The 13,840-nt window shown below is 65.9% G+C and carries 13 protein-coding genes; 9 read left to right on the plus strand and 4 right to left on the minus strand.

Annotation, left to right across the window (positions count from 1 at the left end):
• Nucleotides 1-60 precede the first annotated feature (60 nt).
• Complete coding sequence (locus tag AB0L82_RS18715; protein WP_364637402.1) at nucleotides 61-621, minus strand: SRPBCC family protein; 561 nt, start codon at nucleotides 619-621, stop codon at nucleotides 61-63.
• Between the two features lie 305 nt (nucleotides 622-926).
• On the opposite strand from AB0L82_RS18715, the gene AB0L82_RS18720 reads away from it, so the two are divergent.
• Entirely contained in the window at nucleotides 927-1,511 is a 585-nt protein-coding gene (locus AB0L82_RS18720; protein WP_364637404.1) for a dihydrofolate reductase, read from the plus strand.
• Here the strand turns inward: AB0L82_RS18720 and AB0L82_RS18725 are convergent.
• Nucleotides 1,480-1,947 (minus strand): MarR family transcriptional regulator, encoded by a 468-nt coding sequence (locus AB0L82_RS18725; RefSeq protein ID WP_364637406.1) that lies wholly within the window; start codon nucleotides 1,945-1,947, stop codon nucleotides 1,480-1,482. The two genes, AB0L82_RS18720 and AB0L82_RS18725, sit on opposite strands and share 32 nt — an antisense overlap.
• 85 nt (nucleotides 1,948-2,032) lie before the next feature.
• On the opposite strand from AB0L82_RS18725, the gene AB0L82_RS18730 reads away from it, so the two are divergent.
• From AB0L82_RS18730 to AB0L82_RS18740, 3 genes are all read left to right on the plus strand, one after another.
• On the plus strand, nucleotides 2,033-2,488 hold the full coding sequence (locus AB0L82_RS18730) for an SgcJ/EcaC family oxidoreductase (RefSeq protein ID WP_364637408.1): 456 nt from the start codon (nucleotides 2,033-2,035) through the stop codon (nucleotides 2,486-2,488).
• Between the two features lie 88 nt (nucleotides 2,489-2,576).
• Entirely contained in the window at nucleotides 2,577-3,842 is a 1,266-nt protein-coding gene (locus AB0L82_RS18735) for an aspartate kinase (protein ID WP_364637410.1), read from the plus strand.
• 2 nt (nucleotides 3,843-3,844) lie between these two features.
• Complete coding sequence (locus AB0L82_RS18740) at nucleotides 3,845-4,879, plus strand: aspartate-semialdehyde dehydrogenase (RefSeq protein ID WP_364637412.1); 1,035 nt, start codon at nucleotides 3,845-3,847, stop codon at nucleotides 4,877-4,879.
• A 73-nt stretch (nucleotides 4,880-4,952) separates the two neighbouring features.
• Here the strand turns inward: AB0L82_RS18740 and AB0L82_RS18745 are convergent, their stop codons facing one another.
• A complete protein-coding gene (locus AB0L82_RS18745; protein WP_364637414.1) occupies nucleotides 4,953-5,174 on the minus strand; it encodes a hypothetical protein in 222 nt (73 codons plus the stop codon).
• 234 nt (nucleotides 5,175-5,408) lie between these two features.
• Here AB0L82_RS18745 and AB0L82_RS18750 point away from each other — a divergent pair, with 234 nt between their 5' ends.
• Complete coding sequence (locus AB0L82_RS18750; protein WP_364637416.1) at nucleotides 5,409-6,647, plus strand: helix-turn-helix transcriptional regulator; 1,239 nt, start codon at nucleotides 5,409-5,411, stop codon at nucleotides 6,645-6,647.
• Between the two features lie 43 nt (nucleotides 6,648-6,690).
• On the opposite strand, the gene AB0L82_RS18755 is transcribed toward AB0L82_RS18750, so the two are convergent.
• A complete protein-coding gene (locus AB0L82_RS18755; RefSeq protein ID WP_364637418.1) occupies nucleotides 6,691-8,046 on the minus strand; it encodes a serine hydrolase in 1,356 nt (451 codons plus the stop codon).
• A 359-nt stretch (nucleotides 8,047-8,405) separates the two neighbouring features.
• Here AB0L82_RS18755 and AB0L82_RS18760 point away from each other — a divergent pair, with 359 nt between their 5' ends.
• Genes AB0L82_RS18760 through AB0L82_RS18775 form a run of 4 tightly spaced genes read left to right on the plus strand, consistent with a single transcriptional unit; the run spans nucleotide 8,406 to nucleotide 13,738 of the window.
• On the plus strand, nucleotides 8,406-9,707 hold the full coding sequence (locus tag AB0L82_RS18760; RefSeq protein WP_364637420.1) for an ATP-binding protein: 1,302 nt from the start codon (nucleotides 8,406-8,408) through the stop codon (nucleotides 9,705-9,707).
• 30 nt (nucleotides 9,708-9,737) lie between these two features.
• Nucleotides 9,738-11,495, plus strand: a complete 1,758-nt coding sequence (locus AB0L82_RS18765) for a tetratricopeptide repeat protein (RefSeq protein ID WP_364637422.1) — start codon at nucleotides 9,738-9,740, stop codon at nucleotides 11,493-11,495.
• Nucleotides 11,488-12,630, plus strand: coding sequence for a tetratricopeptide repeat protein (locus AB0L82_RS18770; protein ID WP_364637424.1), 1,143 nt, complete (start codon nucleotides 11,488-11,490; stop codon nucleotides 12,628-12,630). Before AB0L82_RS18765 ends, AB0L82_RS18770 begins: the two co-directional genes overlap by 8 nt.
• Nucleotides 12,623-13,738: a tetratricopeptide repeat protein gene (locus AB0L82_RS18775; RefSeq protein ID WP_364637426.1), complete on the plus strand. Its 1,116-nt coding sequence runs from the start codon at nucleotides 12,623-12,625 to the stop codon at nucleotides 13,736-13,738. The genes AB0L82_RS18770 and AB0L82_RS18775 overlap by 8 nt, the downstream gene beginning before the upstream one ends.
• Nucleotides 13,739-13,840: the final 102 nt, after the last annotated feature.

Below are 13,840 nucleotides of genomic sequence, written 5' to 3' on the forward strand. Positions count from 1 at the left end.
ACATAGTGCCGGGTTCGCGGCCCGAAGGGCAGTGTCAGCGAGGCGTGTTCACCGTCGGCGTCACGCGGTGCCGAAGCCGGGTTCGAGCCGGCCGCCGTAGTGCAGCGGCTGGGAATAGCTCGTGGGTTCGTACCCGGCCTGTTCGACGTAGGGTGCTTCCTCCACCTCGCCGAGTCCCGCAATGCCGGTGACCGATTCGACGAACGAGATGAAGTTCTCGATGGTGGTCTCGCCCTCACGGCGGGCGGTGCGCTTGAGGAACATGCCCGGTGCGGGAATCGGCAGGTAGAGCTCGGTGTGGTACCAGACCTCGGTACCGCCGTCCTCGGTTTCGGCGAGGTCGAACCAGCCCTGGCCGCCCGCGCCGGCGCTGGATTCGGAGACCTTCCAGGCGACCCGGTTCTCACTGCAGGTGTACTCGATGACCTGGCGATCGGGGCGGCCCATGAGGGTGGCCGAGACGTATGCCCGCTTGGGGCGGCCCAATTTGTCGCGGGTGGCGACCCGGACGTCCTGATACGAGGGGGACCAGTCGGGAAGTTGCTCGACCATGAGCAACGCCTCCATCACCTGATCGGGATCGATGTCGATGATGAAGCGGTGATCAGTCTTAGTGCGCATTCCTACCCTCCAGCTTGGGCACCGATTGTGACCAGCGTCGCTCGCCGAGTCAACTGTGTCGCATACCGCCCGGTCTTGTCTGGTTCGCCGGAATCATGAATTTCACTGTCGCGCAATGGAATCGGAACGTACCCGTGGGTAAGTTCCGTTTACCGAATTGGTGACCCAGGTCACAGAATGAACTCGAGTCGATAACACGCGAATCGACGCCGAAACTTTCCGAAACTTTCCCGTTGACACCACTCCAGACGTAGTACTACATTCCTAATCACTACAAACGAAGTACAACGAACGAGGCGGTAACCATGCGAAATCTTGTCTACTACGTCGGCGCCTCCATCGACGGCATCATCGCGGGCCCGCGGGGTGAGTTCGACTTCCTGCCGGTCGACGCGGTCATGACCGCCTGGATCGGAGCGCGCTACCCCGAGACCATCCCGGCCTTCCTGCGCGAATCGGTGGGCCTGGCGGTCGATGAGCCGAACCGGGAGTTCGACACCATCCTCATGGGTCGCGGCACCTATGAGCCGGGCCTGTCCGTCGGCATCACCAACCCCTATCCGCACCTGAAGCAGTACGTCATCTCCGGCACGCTGGCCCAGGCCGATTTCCCCGATGTGGAAATCGTGAGCGGCGACCCGGTCGAGCTGGTCCGCCGACTGAAGAAGGAAGAGGGCAGGGATGTGTGGCTGTGCGGTGGCGGAAAGTTGGCCGGGGAGTTGATCGACGAGATCGACCAGCTCGTCATCAAGACCTATCCGGTCATCGCGGGCGCGGGCGTACGGCTCTTCGACGGCGAATTCCACCCCTCCCGTTTCCGAGTCACCCGCCGCGAGGCCTTCGAGAATGACGCCCAGGTCACCTGGCTGGATCGCGTAGCAGCGCGGTGACATGCACCGAGGTTTCGTGCAGCCGCTGGAACACATCGAGCAGGACGCGCATCTGCTCATCGGTGTAGTCGTTCATGACCTTGCCGAATTCGCGCGCCAAAACCTCGTAGTGCGGGGCGATTTCGTCGATGCGCTCGGGGATGGCGGTGACGATGACGCGCCGCCGATCCAGCTCGTCGTGTTCGCGGCGCACGTAACCGGCTTTGAGCAGCCGGTCGATCATCCGCGTGATCGCCCCCGTGGTGAGCCCGGTCCGCTGGGCCAGCTCGCCCGCGGTGGCGGGCCCGTCCAGCCGCAGCAGGTTGAGACACCGCAGGTCGGTGACGTGCAGGCCGAGCTTGTCGGCGATGGCCCCGTGCACCATGACGGCATCGGTGGCGGTGCGCTGGGCGGCGAGGGTGAGCGCGGCGGCGAGCTCACGGTGTTTTTTCGTCATCCCTTGACAGCATAGTCTGTCCCGCGCAATATCTTACTGAATCAACTATTTACTCAGTCAGATATCGATTGATTCAGGGGATGCCATGACCGCTCAACTCACCGACGAAACCGCCATCCGCTCGCTCTTCGATCGCTCCAACCGGGCGTGGGAGGCAGGGGACGCGCACGCCTACGCCGCCGTATTCACCCCCGACGCCGACTATGTGACCTGGTTCGGCCAGCACCTCGAGGGGCGCGAGGCCATCGAGACCTCGCATGTTCCGGTGTTCGCCAAGTATTTGAAGGGCACGCGCCTCGACGGGGAGATCACCGGCGTGCGTTTCCTCACTCCCGACGTCGCGGTCGTACACGGTCGTGGCGCGGTGGTGAAGGGCAGGCGGCGGCGCGGTCGGTTCAATACGAAAGTGAATCTCTACGTCGCTGTTCGGTCCGAGGGGGAGTGGGCTTTCGCGGCCTTTCACAACACCAAGTACAGCTGGCTCTTCAATGCTCTTTCGGGAAGCCATGATTCGGGCCGTGACCGTTCGGCGACCGGCTAGCCGGGAGGTAGCACGAAAACCGATGGACCTCGGCCGGTAGTCTTGCAGGTCGGTAGCAGCAGTTTGTCGATCTTGGAGGATTCCCGCAGTGGCTCTCGTCGTCCAGAAGTACGGAGGATCCTCGGTCGCCACCGCCGAGCGCATCCGCAGGGTCGCCGAGCGGATCGTCGAGACGAAGAAGCAGGGCCACGATGTCGTGGTCGTCTGCTCCGCGATGGGTGATACGACCGACGAACTATTGGATCTGGCCCAGCAGGTGGCGCCCGCGCCGCCCGCCCGCGAAATGGATATGTTGCTCACCTCGGGTGAGCGCATCTCCAATGCGCTGGTGGCCATGGCCATTCATTCGCTCGGCGCGGAAGCCCGCTCGTTCACCGGTTCGCAGGCTGGCGTCATCACGACCGGTACGCACGGCAACGCGAAGATCATCGATGTGGCTCCGGGCCGGGTGCAGAACGCGCTCGCCGAGGGCACCATCGTGCTGGTCGCGGGTTTCCAGGGTGTGTCCCAGGACAGTAAGGACGTGACTACGCTCGGTCGCGGTGGTTCCGATACCACCGCGGTCGCGCTGGCCGCCGCGCTCAATGCCGATGTGTGCGAGATCTACACCGATGTGGACGGCGTTTTCAGCGCCGACCCGCGCATCGTCGCCGATGCCCAGAAGCTGGACACCGTCTCCTATGAGGAAATGCTGGAGATGGCCGCCTGCGGCTCGAAGGTTCTGATGCTGCGCTGCGTCGAGTACGCGCGCCGCTACAACGTGCCGGTTCATGTGCGTTCGTCGTACACCGACAAGACCGGCACCCTGATTTCCGGATCGATGGAGGACATCCCGTTGGAGCAGGCAATTCTCACGGGCGTCGCGCACGACCGCAGCGAGGCCAAGGTGACCGTGGTCGGCATTCCGGATAAGCCGGGCTACGCCGCCAAGGTGTTCCGGGCCGTCGCCGATGCCGAGATCAATATCGACATGGTGTTGCAGAACATCTCGAAGGTGGAGACGGGTAAGACCGACATCACCTTCACCCTGCCCAAGCTGGACGGCCCGCGTGCGGTCGAACTGCTCACCAAGGCGCAGGGCGAGATCGGCTTCTCGCAGGTCGTGTACGACGATTTCGTCGGCAAGGTGTCGCTGGTCGGCGCGGGTATGAAGTCGCATCCGGGCGTGACCGCCACCTTCTGCGAATCGCTCGCGGACGCGGGCATCAATATCGATCTCATCTCCACCTCCGAGATCCGAATCTCGGTGCTGGTCAAGGACACCGATCTGGACGAGGCCGTCAAGGTGCTGCACCGCGCCTTCGATCTGGGCGGCGATGAAGTGGCCGTGGTGCACGGCGGAACGGGGCGCTAATCATGGGCGTACGCGTAGGTGTTGTCGGCGCGACCGGTCAGGTCGGCGCGGTGATGCGAAAGCTGCTGGAGGAGCGCAACTTCCCGGCCGATGAGGTGCGGTTCTTCGCGTCCGCGCGCTCGGCCGGTAAGACGCTGCCGTTCCGCGGGCAGGACATCGTGGTCGAGGACACCGAGACCGCCGATCCGTCCGGTCTGGATATCGCGCTGTTCTCCGCCGGCGCCACCATGTCCCGGGTGCAGGCTCCGCGTTTCGCGGCGGCCGGTGTCACGGTCATCGACAATTCGTCGGCCTGGCGCAAGGATCCCGAAGTGCCGCTGGTGGTTTCCGAGGTGAATCCGGAGGCGACCCGCAATCTGGTCAAGGGCATCATCGCCAATCCGAACTGCACCACCATGGCCGCCATGCCGGTCCTGAAGGTGCTGCACGATCAGGCGGGTCTGCAACGCTTGATCGTCTCCAGCTATCAGGCGGTGTCGGGCAGCGGCCTGGCGGGCGTCGAGGAACTCGCCACCCAGGTGCGCGCGGTCATCGACGATGCCGAGAAGCTGGTGCATGACGGTTCGGCCGTGGATTTCCCGGCCCCGAACAAGTACGTGGCCCCGATCGCCTTCGACGTGATCCCGCTCGCGGGCGCGCTGGTCGACGACGGTTCGGAGGAGACCGACGAGGATCAGAAGCTGCGCAACGAGTCTCGTAAGATTCTCGGCCTGCCCGATCTGCTGGTCAGCGGCACCTGCGTGCGCGTGCCGGTCTTCACCGGGCATTCGCTGTCGATCAACGCCGAATTCGCGGAACCGATTTCGGTCGAGACCGCGAAGAAGCTGCTCGCCAACGCCCCCGGCGTCCAGCTGGTGGATGTCCCCACCCCGCTGGCCGCCGCCGGTAAGGACGATTCGCTCGTCGGCCGCATCCGCCAGGATCCGGGCGTCCCGGACGGTCGCGGTCTGGCGCTGTTCATCTCCGGTGACAACCTGCGCAAGGGTGCGGCGCTGAACACCATTCAGATCGCCGAAGTTCTGCTCGCGGACCGCTGAGTCCAAAGTCTCGAAAACGGGCCGTTCGATCCATCACGGATTGAACGGTCCGTTTTTCATATTCTGGCCTTCTTCAGTCGGTCCAGAGTTCCGCACAGGGTAGTGGTGGAAGTCGATCTATCGAGGAACCATCGGGGGTGGTTGCCGATGTCCCGATGGTGACTTCAATACTGTGCGGACGCAAGTGCGCCGCGAGGCGTTCGGCAATTGCGCGGGCGGCTCGGTAGTCGAGCACCATGCCACCCGGAAAGCGTAGGCGCACATGGACTTCGCGCGTTTGCGGTGCGGCGGTCATGTGCCACCTCTTGTTGTCGGATTGGTGCGACGGGTCCCAAGTAAACGGTAAACACAGAAAAATTGCGGTGCAATAAGAAAAATACATGTTCCATACTGTGCGCCGTAAGCTCGCCCGGCGTGGAATCCTTGTCCGCAGATCCCATCTGGGAAGGAGAAGGGCATGGTAGGTATCGGCGAAACAAGCGGGCGGTGACGGCCGGGAAAGCCGATCAGGCAGAAGGAGTTTGACCCGGTGGCCGAAAGTACCCTAGGGGCACGGGTAGCGGAGTTGCGCCGGCGGCGGGGACTATCGCAGAAAGAGTTGGGCGCGGCAATCAGGCGCTCGGAAAGCTGGGTGTCGCAAGTCGAACGGGATGTACTGCCGGTCGAAAGACTGTCCGTACTCCAGCGACTGGCCGACGTCCTCGGAGTCGCGGTGCGAGACCTGAGACCCGAGGCGGCCGAACCGATGGCCGCCGATCGTGGCGATGGTCATCGAGCCGGATCCGCCGTTTTCGAACAACTGCGACTGTTGCTCACCGGACATCCAGCGCTGGAGCAACTTCTCGGTGACGAGGCCGATCGCGAGTCGGCCGATGAGTTGCCGGGGCTACAGGAACGAGTAGATCTGGCATGGCAGTTGGCGCACGAGTCCCGGCTCGTCGAGGTCGGTAGCGCACTGCTGGAACTGATTCCGGATCTCGAACACGCGGCGCGGACCACCTCCGCGAAACGGCCGGAGGTGCTGACACTGTTGTCACGCGCCTATCAGGTGGCCGCCACCGCATTCACCCGTCAGGAGGAAGTGGACGCGGCCTGGGTAGCCGCCGATCGGGCGCTCACCGCGGCCGAGGAATCCGGTGACGCGCTCAGCGTCGTGGCCGGAACCTACCGCATGGCACAGGCTTTCCTGCGACTACAGCGGTTGGAACAGGCCGAGCAGGCGGCCCGGGTTTCGGTGGCGGCGCTCGCGCCGCAGGTCGCCGATCCCGAGCTGTTGCGCCCGGAAGTGTTGTCGCTCTACGGATCTCTGCAGCTCATGCTGGCGGTGATCGCGGCGACCGATGGCAATCGGACCGCCGCGCGCACCGGCTTGGCCGCCGCGCGCAACGCCGCGCAGCGACTCGGTGAGGGCCGCAATGATTTCGACACCGAATTCGGTCCGACCAGTGTGGCCGTGCACGCGGTCGCGGTGGCCGTCGAATTGGGTGATGCGGGTGAGGCGCTCGATACCGCGGCGTCGGTGGACGCCTCGGTGCTCTCACCCGAACGGCAGGCGCGTTTCCTGGTCGACGTGGCTCGCGCGCACGCGCAGCGACGCCAGGCGCAGGATGCGCTGGGGGCCTTGCTCAATGCCGAGCGATTGGCTCCCGAGCTGGTGCACCATGATCCGCGCGCGCGGGAGGTGGTGCGCGATCTACTCCAGTTCGCGGGTCGCCGACCGGCCGATGATCTGCGTGAACTGGCAGGCCGCGCCGCTGTGACGCCGTAACGCATCCGTGGGTGTGGGGGCCCACGGATGCCGGAACGGACCTTCAGTGAATGCCGGGGGTGCGTGGGTCCGGACCCACGCATGCCAGCAGCGCACAGCCCGGCGGTGCGTCGCTGAACGGCGGCGCCAGCGGAGTATTCAAGCAGGACAGCACATTACAGCCCGGATAGGCGTCCGGTCCGAGGCCGAACACGGCGAGCGCGATATCGGTGTCGAAGTATTTGGAGGCGTCGAAGCGCAGCGGCGGTTCCACGAACTGCCCGGGATCGGGTACCGGGCTGTCGTGGAAGGCGGCGAACAGCTCCCGGAAGAATTCGTGCGGAACCTCCATGCCGTACTGCAGGATTCCGCTCGCGCCCTGGTTGGTGTGCACGCCGAACACCCCGGTCCACACCACCATCAGGTCCAGGCTCGGGATGATGAACACGTGCTGTAGACCCAGCCCGGACATGGAATACATGTCGGCGGGCAGGAATTCGGCGTTCTCGGCGCAGTCGGGGCCGATCCAGAACAGGTAGCCGTAGCAGCTGTTGGTGCTAGACGAGGTGGTGGCGCGGTGCAGATAGGCCCGCGAGACGATCTCGCGGCCGTGCCAGCGGCCGTCGTTCGCGGTCAGCATGCCGAGCCGGGACAGATCGTCGGGCGGGATCATCAGGTGCGCGTAGCCGTAGGTGTGCCCGGAGCGGTCCCGGGCCCAGTAGTAGTCGCCGCGCTGTATGCCGATGGGGCCGAACAGTTCCCGCTGTGCGAACTCCTGGAGCGGTTCGCCGATGGCCAGTTCGATCACATAGGAGAGCAGGTCGACATTGCGCTGACTGTAGGAGAATTTCGTGCCCGGCGGATTGTCGAATGGCACCGCGAGCGCCTGCACCGCGCTGAACGGGTCGACCGGAATGACGCCGGTGAGCCCTTCGGTGACGAGTCCGATTCGCAGACCGGATGTTTCGGTGAGCAGATTCTCCACGGTGATCGACCGATGTTCGGCATCACCGATGCCGGGCGGGAGATAACGGTCGATGGGCGCGTCGATATCGAGTTTGCCTTGATCCCAGGCGATTCCGGCGAGTAACGAGACAATGCTCTTGGTGACGCTCCAGACATTCCATGGAATATGTCCGGTTTGAGCGTTTTCCGGCCCCTCGCCGATGAGGCAATTATGTCGGAAAACCTGCACATTCAATCGATTTCGGCTTGCCGCGAAGTTCAACGCGTCTCGCAGCCGCGCGCTGTCCAGACCGGCCTGCTCGGGAGCCGCCCGTTCGAATTCCCGGCCCTGCGGTTGCTCGCACCGTATTTCCGGCTGAGCCATTTCCGCCGGCTGCGCGTGCGCGAAACCGCCGCCGCAGATCACCAGTGCCACCGCTACCGCGCCGGCCCAACCCCCGCGCTTGCGCAACATGGGTTTCAGGTTATCCGGCGGGCACTGTCCCAGACCCCGAAACGCACAGCAAAACGCCGCCAGGCGGGGGGAGTCCTGGCGGCGTCGCTCGCGGCTGTGCCGCGAAGCAGCGTCGACGCCCAACAAGCGCCTCTCGGCGGGTGGTCGCTCGTAGCGACGGAGGGTGCGGCCCGGGGCTGTTACCGACGCCGACAGTGGGGATCAACCGGGCCGCGGCGGGATCTATTCCGGCCCCGGCGGTGTGATCTGCGCTACCCGGCGGCCCGTGCGGGTTCGCGCGGCAAACTATTCGGTGCGCACTGTCACCGCGACCGTTTAGCATTCGCACCGAAGACCGAACTTTTTCCCGGGGGGAAGCCTTGACCGACGATCCGGTGATCACCGAACTGACGAGCGTGCTCGAGCAGAACCCCGAGCTGCTGTCGCTGCGGCTGCGGGTGGTCGAACTGCTCGCCGATCGTGAGCGCTACGCGGACGCGCTCACGCACTGCGCGGTCGCGCTGGGTCAGGATCCCGGGAATGCGACGGCTATGGCTCTGCTGCAACGCTGTTCGGCCGCGCTCGCGGGCGGCGCGAGCCCGGCTCCGGTCGCCGCGACCCCCGCTGCCGCGTCCGGCGGAACCGCGACCGCCGAGCCTGCCGCACCGGAGTCCGAGGCTCTAAAGTCCGCGCGCGGCAACGGTTTCGACTGGGCCGCCGCCGAAGCCGAGGTCGGCGACATCATCAAACCGGCGTTCGTGGACGACGACGGTGAACCGCTGGTCGTCAACGAGGGTGATGTGGGGCTGTTCGAGAAGCCCAAGCTGTCACTGTCCGAGGTGGGCGGTATGCAGAACGTGAAGGAGCAGCTGGAGCTCTCGCTGCTCGGCCCGCTGCGAAATCCCGAGCTGGCCAAGGCATTCGGCACCAGTGCGCGCGGCGGGCTGCTGCTGTACGGTCCGCCCGGCTGCGGTAAGACCTTCATCGCCTCGGCGGTGGCGGGCGAGCTGGGCGCGAATTTCTATCCGATCGAGATCGCCGACATCCTCGATATCCACCTGGGCGCGAGCGAACGCAATCTGCACCAGATCTTCGAGGTGGCGCGCCGCAACGCGCCCTGCGTGCTGTTCATCGACGAGGTCGACGCGCTCGGCTACAAGCGCAGCCAGATGTCCGGCTCGGCGGGCCTGCGCACCGTGGTGAATCAGCTGCTCACCGAAATGGATTCGGCCACAGGCGATAACGAGGGCGTCTACATCCTCGGTGCGACCAACCACCCGTGGGATATCGATGTCGCGCTGCGCCGCCCCGGCCGCTTCGATCGCATGATCCTGGTGACCCTGCCCGATCCGGACGCCCGCGTCTCCATCCTGCGCCACCACCTGAAGGACCGGCCCGTCGAGGGCATCGACCTCAAGGCCATAGCCCTGCGCACCGACGGCTTCTCCGGCGCGGACCTGGCCCACATCGCCACCTCCGCAACCCAATTGGCGATGGCCGACTCCCTGCGCGCCGGAGCCGTCCGCCCCATCCGCATGTCCGATATCGACCAGGCCATGACCCAGATCCGCCCCAGCACCAACGCCTGGTTCGAATCCGCCCGCAACGTAGTCGAATTCGCCAACAACGACGGCGCCTACGACGAACTCGCCACCTACATGAAGCGCATGAAGCTCCGCTGACCGAGCATGCGGTAGGGGCGGGAAGACCAAATGGATAGCCGTATCGAACGGGCCGGTGTGCTCGTTCAACTGGGGCGGCCGGAAGCCGCCCGGGAGCTGCTGGCGGAAGTGCTCGCCGGCGAGCCGGAGAATCTGTGGGCGCTGGCCCTGATGGCCGATATCGAATATCGGCTCGGTGACTACCAGCGATCGCTTCGATACAGCGGTGACGCGCTGCGATCACTACCCGAGAACGCGTCGCTGTGGCGCTCGCGAGCCGCGGCCTTCTGGATGCTGGGCCGCCGGGCCGCCGCCGAGCCGGAAACCGCGCGCCGCTACTACGCCGATGCCCTGGCGAACGCGTTGCGCGCCGTGCAGATCGATGGGGAGGACGTTGCCAGCCTGCGCATTCTCGCGGTGACGCAGGCCGAATCCGATCCGGACACCGCCCTCGCGACAGTAGGGCGGGCCCTGGAGATCGATGCCGAGGACGCCGCTCTGCACTCGTTGTATGCCACGGTGCTGTACAGCCTGAAATCGCGCGGTGCGGAATTCATCGAGCGAGCCCGAGCCGCCTACCACGAATCGCTCCGCCTGGAACCGAACAGCGCGGAAGCCCTCTACCACCTCGGCGTCATCGACTTCGAGCACGGCGATCGCAGTCAAGCGGCCGAGCGGCTACATATGGCCGCACGGATCGACCCGTACTACGCGGAGTCGGCGCGGCACTACCTTCACCGGATCAAGCATGAGTACCGGGCCGACGGATTCACCCTGGTCTACTCCGATCCCGCTGCGGCTTCCAGCCCCGAGCCCGAGCCCGAGTCTGAGTCGGTGCCCGCACCGGCTCCCTCGGGACCCACCGGCGAATGGAACGCCGAGGCGCTCGCCGAACTGCGCCGGTTCGATCCGGAACGCTGGCGTGAGACCACCCCGGAGAGCTTCGACGCGGCGGTCGCGGCGTTGCACGACCTGCTCGCCCTCGACCCCCGCAATGCCGCCGCCGCACACGAATTGGCGTTGGCCGATTGGTTGTGCGGGCGTCGTGGACCCGCGCTTACGCGATTGCACGAAGTGGCGCAATGGGATTCGGAACGGGCCGAACAGGTGTCGCGGCATATCGCCCTGATCGAGTCCCAGCCTGTCCGTGCGGTCGTCCCCAGTCTCTCTCCGCCCGAAGGCGAATGGAACGAGGGGATACTGGCGGAACTGCGGCTCTTGAATGCCGAGCACTGGCGCGTGGCAACCGCGGAGAGCTTCGTCGCGACCGTGACGGCATTGCGCGAGATGCTCCGCGCGGACCCCGAGAATGCCGCTGCCGCACATGAATTGGCCCTGGCGGATTGGCTGTGCGGTCGCAGGCGGGCCGCGCTCGCGCGGTTGCGCAAGGTGGCGCAATGGGATTCGGGGCGGGCGGAAGAGGTGGCGCGGCATATCGGGTTGATCGAGTCCGAGGTCGAGCGTGCCGAAACCGCGCGGGTCGAGCGGGAGATCGCCGCGGAAGCCGTGAGGGTGCGGGCGCGAGAACAAGCGCGGCAGCGGCGCGCGCGGTCCAGGGCGGCGAGCACGCGTGAGAAGGCTGCGGCCACCCGCCTGCACCGGCCGCGGCGCTGGGGTGGATCGGCGCTGTTGCTGTTTCCGATCCTGCTGTTCGTGCGGTTGGTGGCCAGCGGGTGTTCGTCGGATTCGAGCGGTCATCAGCCACCGACGGTGACGAACACTCGATACGTGCCGCCCTACAACCCGGCGACCGATCCGGCGTTCGTATCGTTCCTGCGCTCCCCGCCGCCGGTGGTCCCGCATGGATAGCCGGATTGAAAGAGCCGCTGTACTGGCCGATTTGGGGCGGCTGGAGGATGCGCGGGAGCTTTTCGCGCAGGTGCTGGCGGGTGAGCCGGAGAACTGTGCCGTGCTCATCCATATGGCGGTCGTATCGCTTCGTCTCAGCGAGCCGGAGCGCGCGCTGGAGTTCTGCGATGCCGGACTGCGGGTGCAACCGGAGAATGTGGAGCTGTGGAAGCACCGCGCGTTCACGCTCTACTTGCTCACGAAATTTGCCCCGCCCGGCTCCGAATCGCAGCGGAACCACTACGGCGACGCGTCGATCGCGGCGCACCGCTCGGTGGATCTCGAGCCCGAGGGCATCGGCTCTCTGCGCGTCCTTGCCCAGGTGCAGAGCCTGACGGATCCGGCGGCCGCGTTGGCGACGGTGGATCGCGCTCTCGCGATCGATTCCGAACGCGCGAGCATGCATGAGGTGCGGGCTGAGATCCTGAGCCGGTTGCGACACCGCGATGCCTCCTTCGGCGATCAGGCCATAGCGGCCTACCGGGAGGCATTGCGATTGGACCCGGAGGATGCCAGGCCCGCCTTCGAGTTGGCATGTCTCGAATACGAGCGTGACGACCTCGCACCGGCGCTCAGCCACTTCCGGACAGCGGTGCGGCTCGATCCACGTTTCGGCAAAAGGGCCCGGCAGTACGTCCGGCAGATCGAGATGGAGCTGGTGCTGGGGCGGAGTTCGACCGCGGCGTCGACACCGAAGTTCGGGGCCGATGAGCCCGCGCTCGCTGCCGCCGTGTCCGCTTCGGCCGTGCCGGTGGATGAGCGCGACCCGAGCCATGAGCAATCCGCGGGATCGACCGTGACCGCTCCCGGTCCCGGGTCTGTTCCCGCTCCCGTGACCGTTTCCGGTCCCGCGTCCGGCCCCGTGACCACGACCGCTCCCGCGCCGCGGCGGAAGCGGCGGTGGGGGCGGGTGGCGTTGTTGCTCTTGCCGATTCTGCTGTTCATCCGGTTGGCGGTGAGCGGGTGTTCCCCGGACACGAGTGATCATCAGCCGGTGCGGACCACCGGGCCGGGGCCGCTGTTCCCGATCACCGACCCGGCGATCGAATCGGGTCTGCGGTCCTTTCCGCCGGTTGTGCTGGTGCCGCATGGATAGCCGGATCGAGCGGGCTCGGGTGCTGGCGAGTCTGGGGCGGTTGGAGGCGGCTCGGGAGACGCTGGGGGAGGTGCTGGTGGGGGAGCCGGAAGATGTTGTGGCGCTGGCCGATATGGCCAATGTGGTGTTGCGGTTGCGGGATTACTCGCGGGCGGTGGAGTACAGCGCGCTGGCGTTGCGGGGGGATCCGGAGAACACGTTCGCGTGGCGGGTGCGGGCGCTGGGGGAGTTGGGGATGGCTCGGGATGCCGGGCTGGGGGAGGAGGCGGTCGCCGAGCATCGGTTGCGGGCGCAGGTCGCCGCCGAACAGGCGGTGAAGATCGCGCCGGAGAACACCGATAATCTGCGAATTCTGGCTTCCACCAAGCGGGATCGGGATCCGGCGGCAGCCTTGGCGACATTGGACACCGCACTGGAGATCGATCCGGACGATGTCGGCCTGCATCTGCTGCGGGGAGTCATCCTGCGCCGAAATCTGAAGGGGCGCAACGAACAAGCCGAGGCGGCGTTCCGGGAGGCGCTGTGTTTGGACCCGGAGAACGCCGAGGCCCTGTACGAGCTCGCCCTGATCGATATCGAGGGCGGTGATCGGGAAGCCGGGAAGGAGCAGTTGCGGCGGGTCGCGCTGCTGGATCCGGAGTACGGCTCGGCGGTGCGCGATCATCTGAACTGGCTGGATGAGGACGATCAGCGGATCGCGCTGGCCGCGCAGGCGGAGGAGACGCGGCGGCTGGCGAACCGCTACGCCAGTGTTCCGCAACCGCAGTTCCTGTACGAGACCAAGGCGCAGGCCCGCGGTAAGCGCGTCACCAAGTGGGTGGTCGGGGTGGTGATCTTCCTGATCCTCCGGGCGCTCGTCGCGGGTGTGTCACCCGATTCGAGCAAGACCACCTACACCCCGCCGCCCGAGCCGGTCGTCCCGTCGTGGGCGCGGTATCCACCGCCGACCCTTCCGTATCGGCCGTTTCCGACCTTCCCGACGGAACTGCTGCGGGATTGGCCATCGAACATTCCGCGGCCGGGCTACCCCTATCAGCAGCCGGTGGCCCCGACCACGCCGCCGACCCCGCGGTTGACGGTTCCGCCGGGCGTGAACCCGTTCCAGTGAACTCGTCTGTGCAGGTAGCGAGGTTTTTTCAAGGAAACGGCCAGCTTTTCTTGACTAACTCCAGAAAAGGGAGCAGGGTGAAAAAGAGTTTTTCCCCACCCT

The organism is Nocardia sp. NPDC052001, assembly GCF_040680615.1.
Lineage (GTDB): Bacteria > Actinomycetota > Actinomycetes > Mycobacteriales > Mycobacteriaceae > Nocardia.